21 protein-coding genes are annotated in these 20,375 nt (G+C 71.8%); 14 read left to right on the forward strand and 7 right to left on the reverse strand.

Annotated features, from left to right (window positions below):
- The first annotated feature begins 109 nt into the window (after positions 1-109).
- Positions 110-1,036: an imm11 family protein gene (locus G6O68_RS09625; protein ID WP_165247056.1), complete on the forward strand. Its 927-nt coding sequence runs from the start codon at positions 110-112 to the stop codon at positions 1,034-1,036.
- 18 nt (positions 1,037-1,054) lie between these two features.
- Here G6O68_RS09625 and G6O68_RS09630 read toward each other — a convergent pair whose 3' ends face one another.
- Complete coding sequence (locus tag G6O68_RS09630; RefSeq protein ID WP_165247058.1) at positions 1,055-2,977, reverse strand: hypothetical protein; 1,923 nt, start codon at positions 2,975-2,977, stop codon at positions 1,055-1,057.
- A gap of 289 nt (positions 2,978-3,266) precedes the next feature.
- Between G6O68_RS09630 and G6O68_RS09635 the strand changes: the two genes are divergently transcribed.
- From G6O68_RS09635 to G6O68_RS09650, 4 genes are all read left to right on the forward strand, one after another.
- Positions 3,267-3,542, forward strand: a complete 276-nt coding sequence (locus G6O68_RS09635; RefSeq protein ID WP_165247060.1) for a hypothetical protein — start codon at positions 3,267-3,269, stop codon at positions 3,540-3,542.
- 164 nt (positions 3,543-3,706) lie between these two features.
- On the forward strand, positions 3,707-4,198 hold the full coding sequence (locus G6O68_RS09640) for a dTDP-4-dehydrorhamnose 3,5-epimerase family protein (protein ID WP_165247062.1): 492 nt from the start codon (positions 3,707-3,709) through the stop codon (positions 4,196-4,198).
- Between the two features lie 81 nt (positions 4,199-4,279).
- Positions 4,280-4,678 carry a hypothetical protein gene (locus G6O68_RS09645; protein ID WP_165247064.1) on the forward strand — a complete coding sequence of 133 codons (399 nt, stop codon included), beginning with the start codon at positions 4,280-4,282 and terminating at the stop codon, positions 4,676-4,678.
- Between the two features lie 26 nt (positions 4,679-4,704).
- Positions 4,705-5,106 (forward strand): hypothetical protein, encoded by a 402-nt coding sequence (locus tag G6O68_RS09650; RefSeq protein WP_165247066.1) that lies wholly within the window; start codon positions 4,705-4,707, stop codon positions 5,104-5,106.
- Positions 5,107-5,431: 325 nt separating this feature from the next.
- Here the strand turns inward: G6O68_RS09650 and G6O68_RS09655 are convergent, their stop codons facing one another.
- The gene (locus G6O68_RS09655) at positions 5,432-5,986 is read right to left on the reverse strand and encodes a superoxide dismutase family protein (RefSeq protein WP_165247068.1); all 555 of its coding nucleotides are present in this window, start codon (positions 5,984-5,986) and stop codon (positions 5,432-5,434) included.
- Between the two features lie 268 nt (positions 5,987-6,254).
- Between G6O68_RS09655 and G6O68_RS09660 the strand changes: the two genes are divergently transcribed.
- The 4 genes from G6O68_RS09660 to G6O68_RS09675 all read left to right on the forward strand — a co-directional run bounded on the left by G6O68_RS09660 (position 6,255) and on the right by G6O68_RS09675 (position 11,597).
- Positions 6,255-7,325, forward strand: coding sequence for a hypothetical protein (locus G6O68_RS09660; protein WP_165247070.1), 1,071 nt, complete (start codon positions 6,255-6,257; stop codon positions 7,323-7,325).
- Entirely contained in the window at positions 7,322-9,127 is a 1,806-nt protein-coding gene (locus G6O68_RS09665) for an ATP-binding protein (protein WP_165247072.1), read from the forward strand. Before G6O68_RS09660 ends, G6O68_RS09665 begins: the two co-directional genes overlap by 4 nt.
- Before the next feature lie 102 nt (positions 9,128-9,229).
- Complete coding sequence (locus G6O68_RS09670; RefSeq protein ID WP_165247074.1) at positions 9,230-10,690, forward strand: hypothetical protein; 1,461 nt, start codon at positions 9,230-9,232, stop codon at positions 10,688-10,690.
- Positions 10,691-10,721: 31 nt separating this feature from the next.
- Positions 10,722-11,597: an alpha/beta hydrolase gene (locus G6O68_RS09675; RefSeq protein WP_165247076.1), complete on the forward strand. Its 876-nt coding sequence runs from the start codon at positions 10,722-10,724 to the stop codon at positions 11,595-11,597.
- 69 nt (positions 11,598-11,666) lie between these two features.
- Here the strand turns inward: G6O68_RS09675 and G6O68_RS09680 are convergent, their stop codons facing one another.
- The 4 genes from G6O68_RS09680 to G6O68_RS09695 form a co-directional block, all read right to left on the reverse strand.
- Positions 11,667-12,848, reverse strand: a complete 1,182-nt coding sequence (locus tag G6O68_RS09680) for a tetratricopeptide repeat protein (RefSeq protein ID WP_165247078.1) — start codon at positions 12,846-12,848, stop codon at positions 11,667-11,669.
- A 333-nt stretch (positions 12,849-13,181) separates the two neighbouring features.
- Positions 13,182-13,979, reverse strand: coding sequence for an anti-sigma factor (locus tag G6O68_RS09685; RefSeq protein WP_165247080.1), 798 nt, complete (start codon positions 13,977-13,979; stop codon positions 13,182-13,184).
- A 3-nt stretch (positions 13,980-13,982) separates the two neighbouring features.
- Entirely contained in the window at positions 13,983-14,537 is a 555-nt protein-coding gene (locus G6O68_RS09690) for an RNA polymerase sigma factor (protein WP_165247082.1), read from the reverse strand.
- Positions 14,538-14,578: 41 nt separating this feature from the next.
- The gene (locus G6O68_RS09695; protein WP_165247084.1) at positions 14,579-15,940 is read right to left on the reverse strand and encodes a fasciclin domain-containing protein; all 1,362 of its coding nucleotides are present in this window, start codon (positions 15,938-15,940) and stop codon (positions 14,579-14,581) included.
- 731 nt (positions 15,941-16,671) lie between these two features.
- Here G6O68_RS09695 and G6O68_RS09700 point away from each other — a divergent pair.
- Entirely contained in the window at positions 16,672-17,118 is a 447-nt protein-coding gene (locus G6O68_RS09700; protein WP_165247086.1) for a hypothetical protein, read from the forward strand.
- 19 nt (positions 17,119-17,137) lie between these two features.
- Here the strand turns inward: G6O68_RS09700 and G6O68_RS09705 are convergent, their stop codons facing one another.
- Entirely contained in the window at positions 17,138-18,163 is a 1,026-nt protein-coding gene (locus G6O68_RS09705; RefSeq protein ID WP_165247088.1) for a hypothetical protein, read from the reverse strand.
- Positions 18,164-18,359: 196 nt separating this feature from the next.
- Here G6O68_RS09705 and G6O68_RS09710 point away from each other — a divergent pair, with 196 nt between their 5' ends.
- From G6O68_RS09710 to G6O68_RS33235, 4 genes are all read left to right on the forward strand, one after another.
- The gene (locus G6O68_RS09710) at positions 18,360-19,022 is read left to right on the forward strand and encodes a hypothetical protein (protein ID WP_165247090.1); all 663 of its coding nucleotides are present in this window, start codon (positions 18,360-18,362) and stop codon (positions 19,020-19,022) included.
- Positions 19,019-19,543 (forward strand): DUF7684 family protein, encoded by a 525-nt coding sequence (locus G6O68_RS09715; protein ID WP_165247092.1) that lies wholly within the window; start codon positions 19,019-19,021, stop codon positions 19,541-19,543. Before G6O68_RS09710 ends, G6O68_RS09715 begins: the two co-directional genes overlap by 4 nt.
- 67 nt (positions 19,544-19,610) lie before the next feature.
- Positions 19,611-20,198: a hypothetical protein gene (locus G6O68_RS09720; RefSeq protein ID WP_165247094.1), complete on the forward strand. Its 588-nt coding sequence runs from the start codon at positions 19,611-19,613 to the stop codon at positions 20,196-20,198.
- Between the two features lie 49 nt (positions 20,199-20,247).
- Positions 20,248-20,370 (forward strand): hypothetical protein, encoded by a 123-nt coding sequence (locus tag G6O68_RS33235; RefSeq protein WP_261345594.1) that lies wholly within the window; start codon positions 20,248-20,250, stop codon positions 20,368-20,370.
- Positions 20,371-20,375 lie beyond the last annotated feature (5 nt).

Consider the following 20,375-nt stretch of genomic DNA (forward strand, 5'->3'; position numbering starts at 1 on the left):
ACAGTCGGAGCGACGTTCTGCAGGATTCAACACGGATATCGACGTTCTGTCAACGCTTGTACAGTGGCGTCGGGCGATTTTCACGTTTTCCGCATGTTTGCGAGATAGGGTGTCAAGGAAGTCGCCGGCGGCCGCCGGCCGCCGATCCCGATTCAACCGAGTCGAGAACGGCCTGATCTCCATCGGCGTCCGCTCGCCTAGGAGCGACCCGGAGAAGTTCCGCACGGTCGCGAGGGAGTTTTTGCTCGACCGCCCGATTTGCGTCGACGTGGCTTCCGGCGAGCGGACCGGGTTCTGGGTCGTCCTGTACGAAGCCTTCGCGGTCGACCGAATCCCCCAAGCCGCGTCGAGAAGTCATCGCTCGATCGCGGGGCCTCGCTTGGGGCGCGGCCGCCCTCGGCGAAGGCAGGCCCGGTCGATCCGGCGTCTCGATCGGATTAGGATGTGGCCTTTTCGGCGGACGATACGGTGCAGGACCATGTGCTATTATCGGCTTCTCCTGACGAACGACGACGGATGGGTCGTTTCCCCGAAGGCCCGCTTCGACGACGGCTCGGGATTGGACCCTTGGGCGTATCGTCGGTGCATCCGGGTGGACGACCCCAGGCCCATCCCCTTCGAAGTCATCCAGGAAGGGAGGCGGCAGGACTTCAACGTCACCCCCTTCTCGCCCACCGTCGTCTCGCGCCGGATGGCGGAAACCATCGCCTCCATCGCCCCGGACGACGTCCAGCGCCTCCCCGCGGCGGTCGATGGCGAGGAGGACGGCGAATGGGAGGTCCTCAACGTGCTCGCATGCCCGGAATGCATCGACCGCGATCGGTCGATCATCCAGTACCACCCCCCTGACGATCCCGATCATCCTGGCCTGCCCCGGGGGGTCGTCAAGCTCGTCATCGACCCCGCACGCTCCCGAGGCTGTCACATCTTCCTGCCGAAGCACTGGCCCATCGCGATCGTCGTGTCGCAGGCCATCAAGGATCGCCTCGTGGAACTCGGCGCGACGGGCGTCCAGTACGTCGTCGTCTCTCGTTGAAGCGGGCCCGCGGGGCCGTCAGCGTCGGGCGCGTGCCGGCGGCTCGCTCGCGATCGCGGGGGCGTCGGACTCGGCACCGATCGTGGCCCAGGCGGCGACGGGGCGGCCGGATTCGTCCCGGGCGAGGAGCTTGAGGACGACGGGGCCGGCCGAGGCGTCGAGCCCTTCCAGGCGGATGGGGCGGGAGTCGAGGGCGCCGGCTGCGGGGATGGCGGCGACGCCGAAGGCGTCGACGAGGCCGTCGGCGTCGAGGCGGCCGGGGCGGATCGGCGAGCGCAGGGCGTCGGCGGGGGGCGTCTGGGGTTCCCAGGTCAGGGCGAGGAGCTTCACGGGGCCTCCCCCCGCCTCGCGGGCGGAGACCCGGAGCCTGGCCTCGCCGTTCGCCGTGGTGTAGGCCCGGGCCGAGATCGTCAGGCGGGGGGCGCGGGGGAGCCGGGCGGCGGTGACCTGGAGCCTCGCGGCGTCGGGGCCCTCGATGCGGACACGAACGGCCTTCGCGCGGCCGCAGTCGACGATCGCGAAGTGCGGGCTGGTGCCGGCCGCCTCCCAGGCGTCGGCCTCGCCGTCGGCCGCCAGCCGGGACGGCCGGGGGCCCGCGGGCAGCCAGGGGCCGGCCGGTCCTTCGGGACGGAAGCCGGCGAAGGCGGGCGCGGACGCCGGGTCGGCGGGAAGCGCCAGGTCCGTCGTCCAGGCGCGGAAGAGGTCCGCGAAAGTCCGGCCGGTGGCCGCTTCGAGCGCCGCCGCGCCCCGGAGGTCGGAGCCGGCCAGCGTCGGCAGCAGGCCGGGGCCGTAACGGTCGGCGCACCAGCGGAGGAACAGATAGGTGCTCCCCCGGTTGCCGTGGCTGCGGAACAGGTCGGCCGCGTAGTAGTCGTCGACGACCAGCCGATACCGCTCGGGCTGCGACAGGAAGGCGCTCGCGCGGTAGTCCAGGTTCGAGCGCCCGAAGCCGTGCAGGTCCTCGCTCAGGTGCGCGAGCGCCTCGTCGAGCCAGCCCTCCTCCTCGACGACCGCGCCGGCGGCGGCCGGCCGATGCAGACATTTGCGCGTGAAGACCACGGCGTGCGTGTATTCGTGGGCCATGACCGTGCGGAGGTGCGGCCCGGCGCGGAGGGCCGTGCTCAGGTACATCATGTCGCAGCGGTTGCCGAACGGCGCTGGGTAGCTCGGGTCGAGGTCGGTCACGCGGACGTAGCCGTCGACGGCGTGCCGGCCCCCGCCCAGGCGGGTCAGCCAGCTGGAGAAGAAGACGGTGAACCGGCCGTCGCCGTCGGCGTCGTCGGCCAGGCCGATGGTCCGCGCCGCGACCGGCCGGACGCGGGCGTCGAAGGTCTCCACCACGTCGGCGAGCGTCGCCGCGTCGACCCGCTCCAGGTCCTCCTCGGCCACGTACACCTGCACCCGCTCGCCGACCGCGCGGAGCGTCCCGCGCACCTTCTGATAGTTGCTCGCCCCCCCCACGTCGCCGTCGCGGACCAGGACGTGGAAGTCGCGATGGGGCTCCGGCGGCAAGAGCGGCGCGGGGGCGTCGTCCGTCGGGGCCACGGGCGGCGGTACGGGCTCGCGGATCGGCCCTTCGTGGGCGACTTCGGGGGCCTCGGCGCGGTCGACGGCCCGCGCCGACAGCCGGACCGGGAACGGCCCCGCCTCGGGGGCCAGCGACGACACGACGACCAGCAGTTCGCCGCCGTCGGCGTCGCCGGGGGCGTCGAACGTCGCCACGCCGTCATGCACGGCGATCGAGACCGGCACGCGGGGCCGCCAGTCGGCCGAAGGGGGTGGGGCCGGGAGCGCGCCCGGCCTGGGTTTGGGGGCCGGCGGACCTGCGGGCGATCGGCCGTCCCCTCGGGGGGCCAGGCCCGCCCCGGAAGCCGCCAGCCCCAGCGCCAGGAGGGCGGCGGCCGAGGCCCGTCGGGGCCGAAGTCCGGAACGATCCGACATCCCAACCCCTTCCCCGCCTGGAGCTTGCCGACTCGACCCGGGCGGTGGCTCCGCCTCGCCGGTCGGCCGCGACAGGCTTTCGATCGGCCTCGTCGGTCGCGCGGCTTGAGCGGATTGCGGCGGCCTCGGCGGTTCTCGGAACCCCTCCGCGACTTGAGTTTTTCCGCCGCCGGGCCGACGCGGTTCGGGCCGGGGGCCGTCGAGGATCAAGTCGCCCGACGCGGCGCGCCGATACTCGGGGGGAGAAGGCGTCACGACCCGTCCCAGGATAGGAAAGGCCCGGCCCGTCATGGATCCGAGCACGCCCCGCCGCCCGTCCCGTCTCGCGACGGCCGTCGCCGCGATCGCCCTCGCCGGGGCCGCCGCCTGCACCGGCTGCGCCCGCGACCGCTACTACAGCGCGACCCCCGGCGACTCCTCGGGCGGCATCGGCCGGATCGTCCGCCGCCCCGCCCTGGAGAAGCCCGAGGTCAAGCCCCTGTTCGTCGGCGGCTACGCCGGCGCCGACTACAACCGCATGTCCCGCCCCGTCCCCCTCCGCAACCGGCCGATGGACATCGAGTGAGCCCGGCCGGACCCGCCCGGTGTTGACGGATCGGGCGGAATCGGCGAAACCTACGGCGTGGAGCCGGGCGAAGGAGGGGGCCGCTTCTGAGGCGGCGCGTCCGGGTTGGGTTCCTTTACCTTGCTGGGAGGGGCGGTCAGGGACGACCGCTCGACGACATGCTCATGTCTGAAGCGACCATCCAGTACGTCGACGGCGCCATCGAGGGCGTCGAGATCCGATATCTGAAGACGTTCAGCGACAGCCGCGGCTGGCTGATCGAGGTCTTCCGCCACGATGAGCTGGCCGAGGACCGCTGGCCGGTCATGACCTACATCTCGTGCACGCTGCCGGGCGTGGCGCGCGGGCCTCACGAGCACGTCGACCAGACCGACGGCTTCGCGTTTATCGGCCCGTCCGACTTCAAGCTCTACCTGTGGGACACCCGGCCGGACAGCCCGACCTTCGGGCACCGTTACGTCGAGGTCCTGGGCGAATCGAAGCCGGCCGCCGTCTGGATCCCCCCCGGAGTCGTCCACGCCTACCGCAACGTCGGCGAGAACCCCGGCCTGGTCCTCAACGCCCCCAACCGGCTCTACGCCGGCGAGGGCAAAAAGGAGCCGGTCGACGAGATCCGCCACGAGGAAGCCGACCCGCCGCGGTTCATCCTGGACTGACCCGGCCGTCGCGAACCTCCCCCGCGCGGGGCGTGTCTCGGCGTCAAGGACGGCCGTCACGCCCCCGAAGGAGGCCCCGCCGTGTGTCGCTACGGCTTTCACCAGTACCGCGACCACTTCGCCTGCTTTTCCTGCCGCAAGGCGTTCAAGCAGGACCAGTGGGAAGCTCCCGAAGGCGAGACCTGGCTTCGGGGGTCGCGGCGCATTCCCGTCTCCCGCCGGGCCCCCTGCCCCGACTGCACCCGGCCGATGGTCGACATGGGCCTGGACTTCAAGGCCCCGCCGAGGGCCGACCGCAAGGCCTGGAGCATCCTGGAGAGCCTCGCTCGCGCCGGCGTGACGTTCCACAACTGCGGCTGCGGGGGCCCCGGCTTCCGACCGCCCGGCAGGCGGCGTGAGGTCCCGCGTTGGCTTGCCGCGCGCCGGGAGCTTCCGCCCGGCGAGGCCCTCGCCCGCCGATTCGCAGCCCGGCAGCGATGATGGGCGGGGCGACCTTTCTACTGATCGTGGCGTGCGGGGTCCTCCTGCTCGCCCTCGACGCCCGGCGCCTCCGGCGACGCCGCTCGGCGTTCGCGACGCGCCCGCCGCTCGCCGACCCCGAGTTCCTCCGCGCGGTGCGGGCCGAAGCGGCCGACGCCACGCTCTGGCTGGCGGTCCGTCGCGCCTTGGCCGATTCCTGCGGCGTCCCGGCCGAGTCGGTCCGTCCCCGGGATCGGCTGGCCGACCTCTGGAACCTCCGCTCGGATGGGCCGGACTTCCTCGACCTGCTGTTCCGACTGGAGCGGCGACTCGGCGTCAAGATCCCGCGAGGGGCCGTCGAATCGATGTCCCCCGGGTCCCGCCCGGAGGATTTCGGCGACTTCGCCGCCGATGTGGTCGCGGGGCTTCGCATGTCGATGCGGCCCTGATCCGGAACAGGCAGGCCTCCCGGACCACGAAGCTCGGATGTGCCTCAACGCCCTTCCCCCCCGGCGGGAGAAGATGGCCCGCAGGGCCGGATGAGGAGGAAGGCGGTCACGGGAGACCGCCGGGAAACCAGCCGGGCGCGAACGCCGTCGCTTCCTCGCATAGTCCGCCTTGAGGATCCCCCTCATCCGGCCTTCGGCCACCTTCCCCTACCAGGGGGGAAGGGAAGATCATCGAATCTCGCTGTTCGAAACGACGACGGCGTGCGAGGGACGGCGATCGTCCCTCGCACGCCGCGATTCGTTCGAATCCGACGATCCCGCCCGATCAGGGCTTGGCGACGCCGATGACGCCGACGGCGAGGCGGCCGCCGGCGTCGCCGGAAGGCTGGGTCTTGAGGTCGTCGGCCTTGGCGTGGACCACGAGGCCGCGACCGAGGATCGAGGTCGGGCCGTGGAACTTCAGGTGCGAGTCCTCGATCTCGATCGTAGCCTTGCCGCTCTCGTCGGCGGTGATGTTGCCGAGGTCGCCGACGTGCCGCATCGAGGCGCTGCGGTCGGCATGCTTCTCGCCGGTCGGGTTGAAGTGGCCGCCGGAGGCCATGCCGTCCTCGGACCAGGCACCGAACTCGTGGACGTGGAAGCCGTGCTCGCCGGGGGTCAGGCCGGTGATGACGCCGGAGACCTTCACCTTGCCGTCGTGCTCGGTGAACGTGATCTGGCCCTGGACCTTGCTGTCCTTGGTCGGGATGAGGGTCGCCACGGCCTTGGTGATCGCCGGCGCGGCGTGCGCCTTCTCTTCCGCGTGCTGGGCGGAGGCGGAGGAACCCAGCCCGATCAGGCCGCAAAACGCCAGCGCCGCGGCGCTCCGATGGATCGTCATTGTCGCATTCTCCCTGGGTTGTCGGTCGCGTCGATCCGAGGGCCGACCATGGCGTCGGCCGTCGCTTTCACGATGGTCGAGGGTAGCCGTCGGGCCCTCGCGCCTCAAGGGGCCGCCCTTGAGGGATACCCTCTTACGCCCGCAAAGGCCGGGCCGCGATCGACGTTATTCGGAGGCCCCGCCTTGTATCGCCCCATCCGCGGCCCGATCATGGACCGATGATCCGCCCCGGCCCGGTCGCGCGGGGGCTCGTCGCGGAAACCGGCCCATGTCCACGCCCGACCCCTTCGCCCCCACCCCGACCGACGCCCTGATCCTGGCCCGGCTGCTGCTCGCCGGGGCGAACGGCGCGAAGGCCGGGGACCTCCGCAAGGACCTGGAGCCGATCCTGGGCCGCCGCTGGCCGGGGACCGAGCTGGCCTCGGTGATCGACCGCGCCCTGATCAAGCTGGCCGCCGCCGGCCTGGTCGTCCAGCGGCCAGGGCGGACGAAACGCGCCCCGGCGACCTTCGCCGCGACCGACGAGGGCCGCCTCGCCGCGCTGGCGTTCCTGGGCGTCGAGGCGCTCCCCGAGAGGCCCAAACCGACCTGGGCGGGGCTCAAGAAGTCGCTCCTGACCGCTCGGGCCCTGGGGCTGGACCCGGGCGCGGCGACGGCCCGGGACGACGTCCTCCGCGCCGTGCTGCTGGACCGCCAGGCCGCGCTGGGGCTCGGCGGGACGCCCACGCTCAAGCAGGCGAAGGAGGCCTGGACCCGCAAGCACCTGGGCCTGGGCCCGAAGGAGAAGGTCACGCTGGAGACCGTCCAGGCGGCCCTGTTCCGCCGCGCCCTGGCCGGAACGCCGACCGCGTCCGCGCCCGCCAAGGGGACGCTCGACCTGCTCCTGGCCGAACGCCTGGGCGCCCCCGGCAAGCCGTTCAAGACGCTCCGCGACGAGGTCGTCCGCCGCTGGGCCGAGGGGGACCCGGGCGTGGCCGCCGCCCCGACGACCGAGGCCGACTCCGAGCCCCCGGCCTCCCCCGCGCTCGACCTGGCGGCGTTCGCGGCCCGCGTCCGCGAGGCGGCGAAGGGCTGCCGGACGGGGCGGCACGGCGAGGACAAGGTGTTCGTCGTCCACGTCTGGCGGGCGCTCCAGCACGACCCCTCGTTCCGGGGGGGCGACTTCGCGCTCTTCAAGAAGCGGCTCGCCGAGGCCAACAACGCCCGGCTCCTGAGCCTCTCCCGCGCCGACCTCGTGCAGGCCATGAACCCCGAGGACGTCCTGCTCTCGGAGGTCCCCTACATGAACACCTGCTTCCACTTCGTCCGCGACGAGCCGACGTGGAGGGCCTCGTCATGACCGACGACCCCGACCCGCGCGTCGCCGCCTTCTGCTCGCCCCGCGCGGCCGACCCGTTCCACGCGGTGGCCACGGCGTCGGACGTCTGGCGGCCCGACCCGTTCGACGTGGCCGCCGTCCACGGCCGCGTCCGCGCCTGGTTCGACCGCGCCGTCGAACGCGCCCGGGACCCCTCGGGGCCGCCGGCGGGCCGGATGCTCCTGCTCCTGGGCGAGTCGGGCAGCGGCAAGACGCACCTCCTGCGCGCCTTCCGCAACCGCGTCCACGGCGCGGGACTGGGCTATTGCGCGTACATGCAGATGACGTCCTATACGGGCGACTATCCGCGCTATGCGCTCAACAACGTCGTCGAGTCGCTCGACCGCCCGTATTATGAGGGCCAGGCGCCCGAGTCGGGCCTGCGTCGGCTCTCCGACCGCCTCGCCGCGATGCTGGCGCCCGAGCCGGCCCGGGCCGTCGAGCGGCTCCGCGAGGGGGAGCTGGGCCAGGCCGCGATCGACGCGATCGTCGCCGAGGTGGCCGACGCCCTGATCCGCGACGAGCGGCTAGCGCGGGTGGACGTGGACCTGATGCAGGCCCTGCTCTACCTCCAGGCCGGCGACCCGGCGATCCACGCGCGGCTCCTGAAATACCTGCGCTGCGAGGACCTCAACGCCCGCGACCGGCGTTATCTGGGGAACCTGGACCCCAGCACCTACACCGACGCCCCCTCGCGGATGATCGCGCGGATCGGCGGGCTGATCCACGCCGTCGAGGGCGCGCCGCTGGTCGTCTGCGTGGACCAGCTCGAGGACGTGTTCGACCTGGACCAGGCGGCCGCCAAATTCCGGCGGGCGATGGCGACGCTCGGCGACCTGCTCAGCCGCGTGCCGTCGGCGATCGTGGTCGTCTCGTGCCTGGAGAACTTCTACGACGAGCTGAAGCCGATGCTCACGCGATCCACCCGCGACCGCGTGGAGAACGACCCCCGCCCCGCAGTGCTCGAGACCCCCTGCGCGCCCGAGGAGGTCCGCGCCCTGATCGCGCGTCGGCTCGATTATCTGTTCCGGTCGGCGGGCGTCGAGCCCAGGCCCGACGACCCGACTTTCCCGATCCCCGAGGCGCTGACGGCGGCCCTGGTGGGCCTGCGCGCCCGCGACGTGTTGCAGGAGTGCCAGGCGTACCGCGAGCGCTGCGTTGAGGAAGGGAAGATGGCCGCGCACCCTCCTGAAGCGGGCTCCGCGCCCGCCGCGGCGCGGGGCGATGAGGCCAGGCGGGCCGTGGACGAGATCGAGCGGGCGTGGGACGACTTCCGGAGCACCAGGGCCGAGCCCGTCCCGACCGAGAAGCGCGAGCTGGCGAAGGTCCTGGCCGCCGCGCTTCGGGAGGCTTCGATCGAGGCGGGGGACGACCCGGCTTCGATCCAGGCCCGCGTCGAGGGCCGATACGTGAGCTTCGAGGGCCCTCGATCGCGATTCACGGCGGGGGTCTGCAACCGCGCCGCGCAGGGGGGGGCCCTGGCGAAGCAGGTCGAGGAGCTGGCCGCTCTCGCCGCCGCCGAGGGCCGGCGGGCCGTGGCGGTCCGTTCGACCCCTTTCCCGGTCGGCAAGTCGTCCAAGGTCGCGAAGGTCCTCGCGGCGTTCGAGGCCGGCGGCGGCCTCCGGGTCGTCGTCGAAGACTCCGACTGGCGCGCCATGGCCGCCTTCGCCGCCTTTCGCGACCGCCGGGGCGACGATCCCGCCTTCGAAGCCTGGCGTAAACGCGCCCGCCCCTTGACCGGCCTGGGACCGTTGCGGACCATGCTGGATCTGGGCGCGATGTAGGCCGGATCGAGGGGCCGAGGCCGCGGACGAGTCCTGTCGGCGCCCTGCTGGACTCCACTCGTCTTCCCTTCCCCCGCCGGGGGGAAGGACGTTGATGGCCCCGTGCACCCTGACTCGAACATCAAGCGGACCCCCATGCCGAACCAACCCCACCCGTTCGAAGCCCCCCTCCCCCGCCGCGGCGTCCTGGGGGCGTTCGCGGCGGCCCTGATGGTCCTGCCCCGGGCCTTCGCCGCCGGGCGCGAGGCGGCGCGGCCGTGGGAGCTGTTCCCGTTCTCGGCCGACGTCACGCCGCTGGTCGGGCACCCCTGCATGGGGGGCGGGATCGAGCCGGTGAAGTCGGTGGCCGACCCGCTGGAGGCGATCGGCTTCGTCCTGCGCGGCGACTCGCTGGAGAAGCCCGTCGTGGTCGTCGCGGTCGACTGGTGCGAGATCCGCAACGAGGCGTACGACCGCTGGCGCGAGGCGATCGCCGAGGCCGCCGGGACCGAGCCGGGCCGCGTCCTGCTCTCGGCCGTGCACCAGCACGACGCGCCGATCGCCGACCTGGCGGCCGAGCGGATGCTGGAGGAGCACGGCTGCGCCGGCCGGATCTGCAACATCCCCTTCCACGAGCTGATCGTCAAGCGGGTGGCGCACGCCGTCGAGAAGGCGATGGCGAAGGCCCCGCGCCCGGTCACGCACGTCGGCGTCGGCCGCGCGAAGGCCGAGCGCGTCGGCTCCAGCCGGCGCTACGTCCGCCCCGACGGGACCGTCGTCCACGACCGTACGAGCGCCTCGAAGAACCCCGTGGCGCACGATGCCGAGGAGGGGCTGATCGACCCGTACGTCACGGTCGTGAGCTTCTGGGACGGCGACGAGCCGGTCGCCGCGCTGAACCATTACGCGATCCACCCGATGAGCTACTACGGCAAGGGCGAGGTCTCCGCCGACTTCGTCGGCATGGCCCGCCGGGCGCGGCAGAAGGCCCTTCCCGGCGTCCTGCAGGTCTACGCCTCGGGATGCGGCGGCGACGTGACGGCGGGCAAGTACAACGACGGCGACCCCGCCCGCCGCCCCGAGCTGGCCGCCCGCCTGGAAGACGCGATGGCCCGCGCCTGGGAGGCCACCCGCCGCGAGCCGTTGGAACGGGCCTCGCTCCGGGTCGAGCCCCTGACGTTCACGCCGCGCGAGGGCCCCGGATTCACGGAAGTCGACCTGAAAGCCCGTCTGCTCGACCACGCGAAGCCGTTCGGCCAGTGCCTCGCCGCCATGGGCCTGAGCTGGCGCGAGCGCGTGGCCGCCGGCCGGCCGATCGACCTGCCGGCGCTCGACCTCGGCCCGGTCGTCCTGGTTTTGCTCCCCGGCGAGACCTACGTCGCGTTCCAGCTCCTCGCCCAGAAGCTCCGGCCCGACAAGGTCGTCGTCGCGATCGCCTACGGCGACGCCGCCACCGGCTACATCCCCACCGCCGACCGCATCGCCGAGCGCGACTCCAACCTCGGCGACTGGTGCTGGGTCGCGCCCGACGCCGAGGCCGTGCTCACGAAGGGGCTGGAAGCCGTGCTCAAGCCCGAACGCTGAGGATTCGTTTCGTCTCTCGGAGGATCTTCCCATGCGACGCCTCTCCTGGATCGTGCTCCTCGCGCTGCCGTTCGTCCTGCCGGACGCCTCGGCGCAGCAGAACCGCCCGCGGCGGGCGCCGATCGAACTCGGGCCCGACGACAAGCCCGCGGTCCCGGCCGCACCCGAGGGCTTCGACGCCCGCCGCGACGACGTCCCTCGCGGGAAGATCGAGACGGTCGAGTACGACTCGTCGACCGTGGGCGTGAAGCGGAAGATGCGGGTCTACACTCCGCCGGGCTACGACGAAAAGGCCCCGTATCCGGTCCTCTACCTGCTGCACGGCATCGGCGGGGACGAGGAGGAGTGGGAGCGGGGCGGGAAGGTGGGCGTGGTGATGGACAACCTCCTCGCGGACAAACTGGCGACGCCGATGATCGTCGTCATGCCCAACGGCCGGGCCCAGCCCAACGACCGCGCCGAGGGGGACGTCTTCCGCCACGCCAAGGCCTTCGAGACGTTCGAGGGGGACCTGCTCAAGGACGTGATCCCGTTCATCGAGAAGACCTACGCCGTGCGGAAGGACCGCGAAGGTCGGGCCCTCGCCGGGCTCTCGATGGGGGGCGGCCAGTCGCTCAACTTCGGCCTCGGCCATCCCGACGTGTTCGCCTGGGTCGGCGGCTTCTCCTCCGCCCCGAACACCCGCCCGCCCGACAAACTGGTGACGAACCCGGAGGAGGCCGCGAAACTGAGGCTCCTCTGGATCTCGTGCGGCGACAAGGACGGACTCATCAACATCAGCCAGCGCACGCACGGGTACCTCAAGGAGAAGAACGTGCCCCACGTCTGGCACGTCGAGCCCGGCGGCCACGACTTCGCCGTCTGGAAGGACGACCTCTACCACTTCGCGCAGCGCCTCTTCCGCTGACGGCTCGCGCCCCCACGCCCCGCTTCCGGCGTGGGGGCGGCCGCCTTCGGGCTCCGCGATCCGCCACGCTCAGCTCCAGTGCCTCGCCCACCGGATGCAGGCCTCCACGTCGCGCAGGGCCTTGCGCGCCTCGCGGTACTCCGGGTCTCTGCCGATCGCCTCGCGGAAGCAGCCGGCGGCCTCGTGGAAGCGCTCGCGGGCCCGCAGCACGAGTCCCAGATTGAGGTACGCCTCGTCGATGCGTCCCTTCGTGCAGGCGATGGCGGCCCGATGGACCTCCTCGGCCTCGTGCAGCCGCCCCTGCGTCGCCAGCACGCCGCCCAGGAAGATCCGGCCGGCGGCGTGATCGGGGTCGGCCTCGACGGCCTGCCGATACCAGGCCGCCGCCTGTTCCGCATCGCCCGCCGCCTTGAAGAGGTGGCCCATGTACACGAGGGGGAGTCGTCGCCGTTCGGGACTGAAAAGCCCGAGGGCCTTGGCGGTCGCCTGCTCGGCCTCCTCGTAGCGGGCGACGTCGACCAGGGCTTCCCCCAGATGAATCCGGGCGACGGCGTCGTCGGGGTGGTCGATCAGGTAGCGTCGCGCCACGAGGATCGTCGAGGCCGGGTACGGACCGTTCGACAGCCTCCGCAATCTCTCGTACCGCCTGCGCCGGTTCACCCCGCCCTCTCGTCGCCGGAAGCTCGATCGGCCGGGTCGGCTTCGACGCTCCGCCCACCTGATGCAGGCCTCGACGTCGCGCAAGGCTTGTCGCGTCTCGCGATGTTCCGGGTCGAGTCGAAGCGTCTCCCGGAAGCATTCGGCGGCCTCGTGGAAGCGCTCGCGGGCCCGCAGCACCAGGCCCAGGTTGAGGTAGGCCTCGTCGAACCAGCCCTTCTCGCAGGCGAGGGCGGCCCGCTGGACTTCCTCGGCCTCGTGCAGCCGCCCTTGCTCCGCCAGGAGCCTGCCCAGGTGGATTTGGCCGGCCGCGTGGTCGGGGTCGGCCTCGGTGGCCCTTCGATACCAGCCCGCCGCCTGCTCCGGATCGCCCGCCGCCCGGAAGAGGTGGCCCATGTTACTCAGGGGGGGTCGTCGAAATTCGGGCGGGCAGAGATCCAGGGCCTTGGCGATCGCCTGCTCGGCCTCCTCGTAGCGGGCCATGCCGGTCAGAGAGTCGCCCAGCCACATCCAGACGACCCCGTCGTCGGGGTAGTCGATCAGGTAGCGACGCGCGACGCGGATCGTCAGGGCGCGGTAAGGGCCCTTCGACAATCGCCTCAGGCGCCCTTTTCGCTCTTCCTGGCCCATCGCGCCCCCCCCGCCGGAACTCCAAGCCCGAGAGATCGACCTGCGAGCCTATCAGGAACTCGGCCCCGGGTGTTCGAGACGTCGGGATTCCTCGCTACGGGTCGTTGTCGCGTCGACCCGGCCGAGCCTCGCCCGGGCCGTCCCTCCTCTCGCGAATCCGGCGTGGGGGCTTGAGGCGGTGCTCAGGCCAGGGTTGAGCAGGTCTTTCGACGCCCTCGTCTCCTCGTCCCCGATCGGAACGGCCGCCCCTGTTCTCGGAGCTACTCAGGAGACGACCGGCGGCGAGGGACCGCCCGCCTAGCGGATCGTCCCTCCCGTTTCAGGCCAGGCGGCGGTGAGCATGATCCGCTTGCGGTCCGAGACGACGACGCCCCCGGGCGGCTCCAGGGTGACGGCGAACAGGGTGGGCTCGCGCACGGGGACGGCCGCGCGGATCGGGACGACGGCCGAGGTCTGGCCCTCGGACAGGGTGAACAGGCCGCCGTCGACAGGATAGCGGGGGTCCCGGGAGGCGTCGAAGATCCAGAGCTGATAGGCGCCCTGCCGGGGGTCGACGCCGGCCAGCCCCTCCAGGGCGAGGTAGCCCTGCTGACGCGCGGCGTCCCAGACGACCTCGCCGCCCGCCTCTCGCGCCAGGGGGTGATCGGAGGGGGCCAGGCGGGCCCTCGCGGCGTCGGCCAGGCGCTCCTGGAGGGTAGGCTGGGGCGCGGGCCGAGGGCCGGGCTCGGGAGCGATCGGGGTCGTGCCGCCGCGCAGGAACGCGAAGGCGAGGGCCGCGGCGGCGGCCCAGCCCAGCCAGGGGAGCGTTCGACCGGCGATCCGGGAACGGGGGTGGGGCGTAATCTCGGGGGGCGGGCCGACGCGGCCCGGCGCGTCGGCCTCGATCGCCCGGCGGAGAGCCTCCGGCAGCGGCTCGGAGGGCTCGCCGGCGAGCGCGAGGTCGGCCGCGGCGGCGGCCAGGTCGAGCGACTCGTCGACGAGGCCGTCGAGGAGTCGGCGCAACTCGGCCGCCTCGCGCGGGTCCAGGCCCTGGAGGGCTCGGTCGGCGAGCAGCTCGTCGCGGCGTTCGTCGGGCGGGGGATGGTTCGGGTTCATGGCTCAAGCCCTTTCCGGGGGCTCGGGGTGTGGGGCGGCCAGGCGACTCCGCAGGCGGATCAGCCCGCGGCGGGCGTGCGTCTTGACGGTCCCCGGCGGCAGGCCGGTGCGGCGGGCGATCTCGTCGTAGGTCAGGCCGTGATAGATGGACAGCGTCAGGACGAGCCGCTGGCCCTCGTCCAGCCCCCCCAGGGCGCGGGCCGCGCGGTCGGCCTCGTCGCGGCGTTCGACCGCGTCCGGGCCCTCGTGCGGGGGGGCCGCGAGCGTCTCGGGCAGCGGCGAGTGATCGGGCCGCCGGGAGGCCCGGCGGCGGCGGTCGATCAGGCGACGGCGGGCGATCATGGCCACGAACGTGGATTCGGCCGCCACGTCCGGGTCGTACCGGGGGGCGGCCGACCAGAGGTCGATGAAGACCTCCTGCACGGCGTCCTCGGCGTCGGCCGGGTCGGGGCAGAGCCGCCGCGCGATCGACCAGACCAGGCCGCCGTGGCGGTCCAGGCAGTCCCGCACGGCGGCCCGGTCCCCGCGGGCGATGCGGACGAGGATCGATTCGGACACGGTTCGGGTCGCCTCCTCGGCCGGATCGCCGGCGACGCGGCTCATTCGGGGATCAGGACCGAGTCGATCGCGTGGATGAGCCCGTTGGACGCCCCCACGTCGGTCGCCTCCACCTTCGCGCCGCCGATGACCAGCCGGCCGTCGTCGATCGTCGCCCGGACCTTCGGCCCCAGCAGCGTCTCGACCTCGCCCCTGGCCACGACCTCGCGCGCCGACGCCTTGCCGGCGACCACATGATACTTCAGGATCCGCGCCAGCACCTCGCGGTTGGCGGGCTTCAACAGCTCCTTGAGCCGATCCTTTCCCAGCCTGGCGAACGCCTCGTCGGTGGGGGCCAGGACGGTGAACGGCCCGTCGCCCCGGAGGGGGTCGTCCAGGCCCACGGCCTTCAGCGCCGCAGCCAGCACGTTGAACTTCCCGCGGGCGGCGGCCACGGCGAGGATGTCGTCCGCCCGCTTCGGCGGCGGGATCACCGCCGAGATCGCGTGGACGATCCCGTTGCCGACCTCGTTGTCGGCGTCCGTCACCGGCGCGCCGCCGACGGTCAGGCCGTGGCCGTGCACCTCGACCTTCAGGGCGACGCCCGCCAGGGTCGGGACGTCCTTGGCCTCGCGCAGGGCCTGGGCGGTCAGCTTGCCGGGCACGACGTGGAGCTTGAGGATCTCGGCGAGCTTCTTCCGGCCGTCCTCGGAGTCCAGGAGCGCGTCGAGCGTGTCGTGCCCGAGCTTGCGGAAGGCCTCGTCGCTCGGCGCCAGGACGGTGAACGGGCCGTCGCCCCTCAGGGCGTCCTCGAGGCCGGCCGCCTTGATCGCCTTGACCAGCGTCTGGAAGCGATTCTTCGCCGCGAAGGCGACCACGTCGGGCCTGGGCGGGGTCAGGACCCGGTCGATGAAGTGGACCACGCCGTTCCGGCAGGCGACGTCGGCCCGGATCACGGTCGCTTCGTCCACGGCGACGCCGCGGGCGTTGGCGGCCACGGTTAGCCGGCCGCCGTTGAGCGTCTCGACCCGGCCTTGCGAGGTCAGCTCGGCGGCCGTGACCCGGCCCGGGACGACGTGGTACTTGAGCACCTCGGCCAGCTTCCCCTGGTTCTCGGCCCGCAGGAGCGCGGCCAGGTCCTCCTTCGGCAGGCGGGCGAAGGCCTCGTCGGTCGGGGCGAACAGGGTGAAGGGGCCGCCGTTCGACCGGAGCGTGTCGAGCAGGGCGCCGAGGTAGACGGCCGTGACCAGGGTGTTGGCCCGGCCCGTCGCGGCGGCCCGGGCGATCACGCTGCGGCCGCCCTCGCCGGGGGCGTCGTCCAGGTTGGGCAGGTCGTCGGCGGGGGCGGTCGGGGGGGCCGCCAGGCTCGCGAGGGCCAGGGCGAGCGCGGCCAGCTTGCGGGCGTTCGGGGTTCTGAGGCGCATGAGGGTCTCCGCGGGGGGTCGGGTGTTCGGCAGGACGCTCGGCGATGGGGCTTCGTCCCCACCCCACGGAGTGTTCGCCGGCCGCCCGTCGGCGGATTCACGCCCTCGCGGATTTCTCCGAGTTCCCGCCCGACGCCTCGGGAGGCGCGGACCGCACGTGAACGCTCCGGGACTCGATCCGCCGGCGAGATCGCCGGGCCGGCATGGGCGAACTCGTCCCGTCGACGCCCGCGCGCCGGGATCCCCCGAATCCGGGTCATCGGACGACGCGCCGCCGATCCGGGATCATGTCCGATGCGAGGGACGCGGCGGGCCCCGCGAATCCGGCCGAACGAAGCCGATCACCTGGCGGGCCGGGCTCGCCCGGCGAATTCGGCGCGGGGTGGGTCGTGTCGAAGTGGAAGTTTCGCCTGGGGTCGAAGAAGCGAGAGAACGACACCACGCCCTCGGCGGGGCGGTCAGGACGTGGAAGGCGACGCCCTCGGATTGGTAGAGACGGGGGGGCGGATGCGTCCGGCCTCCGCGGCGGTGGTGGAGATGGGCGTCGACCCGGCCGGACGGCGTCGTCGAGCGTCGCCGGTCGGCATCGGTCGAGTGGAATCCGCCTGCGCGGTTTAAGCTCGCCGGGACTCGTCCGTATGTTCGGAGCGGGCCGGGCGGGACGCCGTCGCGAGAAGGGACGCGTCGAATCGACGCCTCCGGCCGGATCTCTCGAACGTGAAGGCCCCGACATGTTGAGCGCCGAGACCGCCAAGCAGATCGTCCGTTCCGTCGTCCGAAGCTCGCCGAGCCGCAAGCGGATCGACAGCACGTTGGCCCGCGTGATGCCCAACCGCCTGGGGCTGACGGGGTCGCTGCGCAACCTCGGGATGATCGCCATGGGATACCAGGGCGATGAGCCGGAGGCCGCCGCGCTCTCCTGCGTCGGCATCGCCGACGTCACGACCGACGACGTCAAGGCCGCGAAGATCGCCGGCGTGCGCGAGGTTCGGCCCCATAGTCGCGAGTACCTGAACATCGCCCATACGGCGACGTTGATCGTCATGGACGACGGGTCGGAGTACGTCTTCGATTGGCACGCGACCCTGCAATCCAGCGATCCTCTGATCTTCAAGCGTGCGGATTGGGACCGCGGCAAGGGGGGCGTGCGCTACTCCGGCTTCAAGGGGCTCGACTGACGGCCGACGTCGATCCCGCTTACTTCGCGAATTCGGCGTGCGGGTGGGTGGTGTAGAAGTGGAGGTTGCGTCGCGAGTTGTAGAAGCGGAGGAAGGGGACGGCGCCGTCGGCGGGGGCGGACAGCACATGGAAAGCGACGCCTTCGGACTGGTACAGGCGGGGGCGGATGCGTTCAGCCTGCGCGTCGGTAGTGTAGAGGTGGTCGATGCGGCCCCGGAGCAGCTCGACGGGGGCCGCGTCGGGGGCGTCGGGGGTGGGGACGTGGCAGGCGATCCCCTCGGGGGCGAACGCGCCGGGGACGTCGATCGTGGGGCTGATCGTGTAGCGATGGGCCCCGGTGCGGACGTTGAGCCAGCGGTGGAGCGGGACGGTGCCCGGTCGGGGCTCGGCGAAGACGTAGCCGAGCGTCCCCTGGCGGTCGAGTCGAGTGAGGTCGAATTTGAGGACGACGAACTCGGGGGCGTAGTCGATCCCGCAGAGGACGCCGTAGTCCTTGTACATCGCCGCGCGCTTGAGGATCTCGGCGTTGAGCTTCTGGTTGACCGACTCGGCCTTGCCGTCGACGACCTGGGTGGCGATCGCGTCGAACTGCTTGCCCAGCAGCTTCGCCAGCAGGCCCGCCACGCCCTCCAGCTCGGTCCGCTTGACCTCGTCGACCTCGACGCGGAACCGAGGCGTGCCGTCGGGCCCGGCCTCGATGTTGGCGCTCGCCTTGATCTCGAACCGGAACTTCCGCCAGCCGTCGACGTGGCCCTTCGACCGCGACGCGTTCTCGCCGATCGGCCCCGAGGCCGGCGGCCGGAACTCCCCCTCCGCCGTGAACGCCGCCAGCAGCTTCCTCGCCTGCGGGTCGATCCCCACCAGCCGGAACGAATGCACCGACCCCCGGTACTTCTCCTGGTCGAACCGGTTCGGCGGCAGCTTCTCCACCACCCCGGCCAGGTAGCCTTTCTCCAGCTTGATCTCCGTCGCGGCCCGTGCGGGAGCGATCAGGAGGCTCGAAAGGATTGCGAACGCGAGGCCCGCGCGACGGGGGTGGCTCATCGGGATCGATCCATCGAGGGCCGGGGCGGGGTCCGTGGGCGCGGCTTTGTACCATCATCGCGACGATCGGACCAGGCGATTCGAGGGCTCGCGGCTTCGGGAGCCCGGCTCCTGGCGCCACGCGAACGGGCGTGGAATCATGGCCGGTCGTTTCACGTCGGATCGATGGGCGTCGTTCACGAAGGAAGGTCGGGCCGTGAGGTCTTACGAAGATCGCTACCGGGCGTTGTTCCAGGACTTCGGCTATCCGCTGGCCGGGAACGCCGCGCTCTCGACCCGGACGATCGAGCAGGCCGAGGCGCGGCTGGGCGTCCGGGTGCCGGCGTCCTTGCGCGCGTATTACCTCGTCGCCGGCCGCGAGAAGCGGTTCAACCTCAGCCAGGAGCGCCTGCTGCCGCCGTCGGAGTGGACGGTGGAGGGGAGGAGGCTGGTCTTCCTGGAGGAGAACCAGAACGTCTGCATCTGGGGCGTCTCCGTCCGCGACCCCGACGCCGAGGATCCTGCCGTCTCCGAGGGGGAGCCAGACGACGAATCCGCGTCGTGGCACGGCGTCCTGAAACGCAAATGCTCGGATTTCCTGGCGTGCATGCTCCACCACCAGGCCGTCTACGGTGGTCTCCCTCACCTGGCCTTCGGCGCCTTCACCAAGACGCCGATCTCCGCCGATCGGCTCGCCAAGCTGGGTTGGAAGAACTACGGCGAGATGAAGGGCGAAACGTCCTACAGCCGCCCGAACCAGGTCGTCACCGTCGCCCCCATCGCCCTCCCCTTCGCCAAGGGCTGGACGGTCAACGCCGGGGCCAGGACCAAGCGGGACCTCGAGGCGATCCAGGCGGAGTTGGGGCTGGAGGCCGGTTGAGGCGGCCGCAACGTCTCGTAAGCGATCTCCGATCAGCGGTCTGGAGGGATCTCGTGGAGCGAATCGTTCGAGGGCCCGGCCATGACATCTGGATCGAGACGCTGGAGCGGCCGTTCGCGTTCCGGTCTCCCTTCGACGGAGAGGACTTCGTCTTGCTCCTCGTCGACGGCCTCGGGGCCGTTCCGGAAGAGCGAGCGACCCTGGGGGGGGAACTCGTCCGGCAGGGCTGCCGTTACGCCGTGTGTGCGGGGCTTGAGTCTTCGAAGTGGGAGGATGCGGTCGATTGGGCCTTCGTGAGCACCGATCCCGATTTCCACCCGCCGGACGATCGCTTCGTCATGACGACGAGGCACGAGGGAGAGGCGGTCTCGGAGGTCGTGGGGTGGTTTCTCCGATCCACCGCCTTTGATGACTTCACGCCCGCCAACTTCCTCGTGCTCCTGATCGGCTCTCAGCCTGCGGTTGAGGTCGAAATCCGGAGGGCGGTCGCCCGGCTCGCCGGTGGATGGAGTCCGCCCTGACCATTCGAGGGATGCTAGAGTTCGTGAGGTCGCGTGGCGGAAGCGGTTGTCGAGGAACGGGCGGGCCATGTTCGATTATCGGGACTATCATCGGACGGTCGTAGCCTTTCATGGGACGACGGCGGCGGTGGCCGAGCGATTGGTGGACGGCGGGGCTTTCACTCCCAGCACGAAGTCCTACGAATGGCTGGGTCAGGGGGCTTACTTCTGGGAGTACGCCCCGAAGCAGGCCTGGAAGTGGGCCGAGCGGCGAAGGGGGAACGCTCGACCGGCGGTCGTGGGGGCCATGATCCGATTGGGCAACTGCCTGGATCTCCTGGACCCCGAGAACGTCGCGTGGCTCAAGAGGATCCAGGCGGATATGCTGGAGACTTCGCGGCGGGCTCGGACGCCCCTCCGTCGCAACTACCGCGACAAGAAGAGCCTTGATTGCGCGGTGTTCAACTGGATCTATTCGCAATCGGATGCGACAGCCACGCCCATACAGACTTCGAGGGCGGTCTACGTGCCGACCGACAAGGCGAAACGGGTTTGGCCCGGGAGCTGGATCTATGAAGAATCGCACGTCCAGGTCTGCGTCCGGGAGCCGAAGAACATCTTCGCCCTCTGGCACGTCCGGACGGACGGCCGATACGGCAGGGACGACGCCGGCTGATCGCCCCTCGCCCGAGGTGGAGGGCGAGGCCGGGGCGACCTTGAGGGCCGTGGCGGACAAGCTGAGGGCGATGTCCGCCGAGGACTTCCGCGGTTCGCTCGTGGACGCGGGCATCCTCAACGCTCAGGGCGAACTGACCTCGCCCTACGCCGGGCCGGGCGACGTTTCCTGAGGCGG

The organism is Paludisphaera soli (assembly GCF_011064595.1).
GTDB lineage: Bacteria > Planctomycetota > Planctomycetia > Isosphaerales > Isosphaeraceae > Paludisphaera > Paludisphaera soli.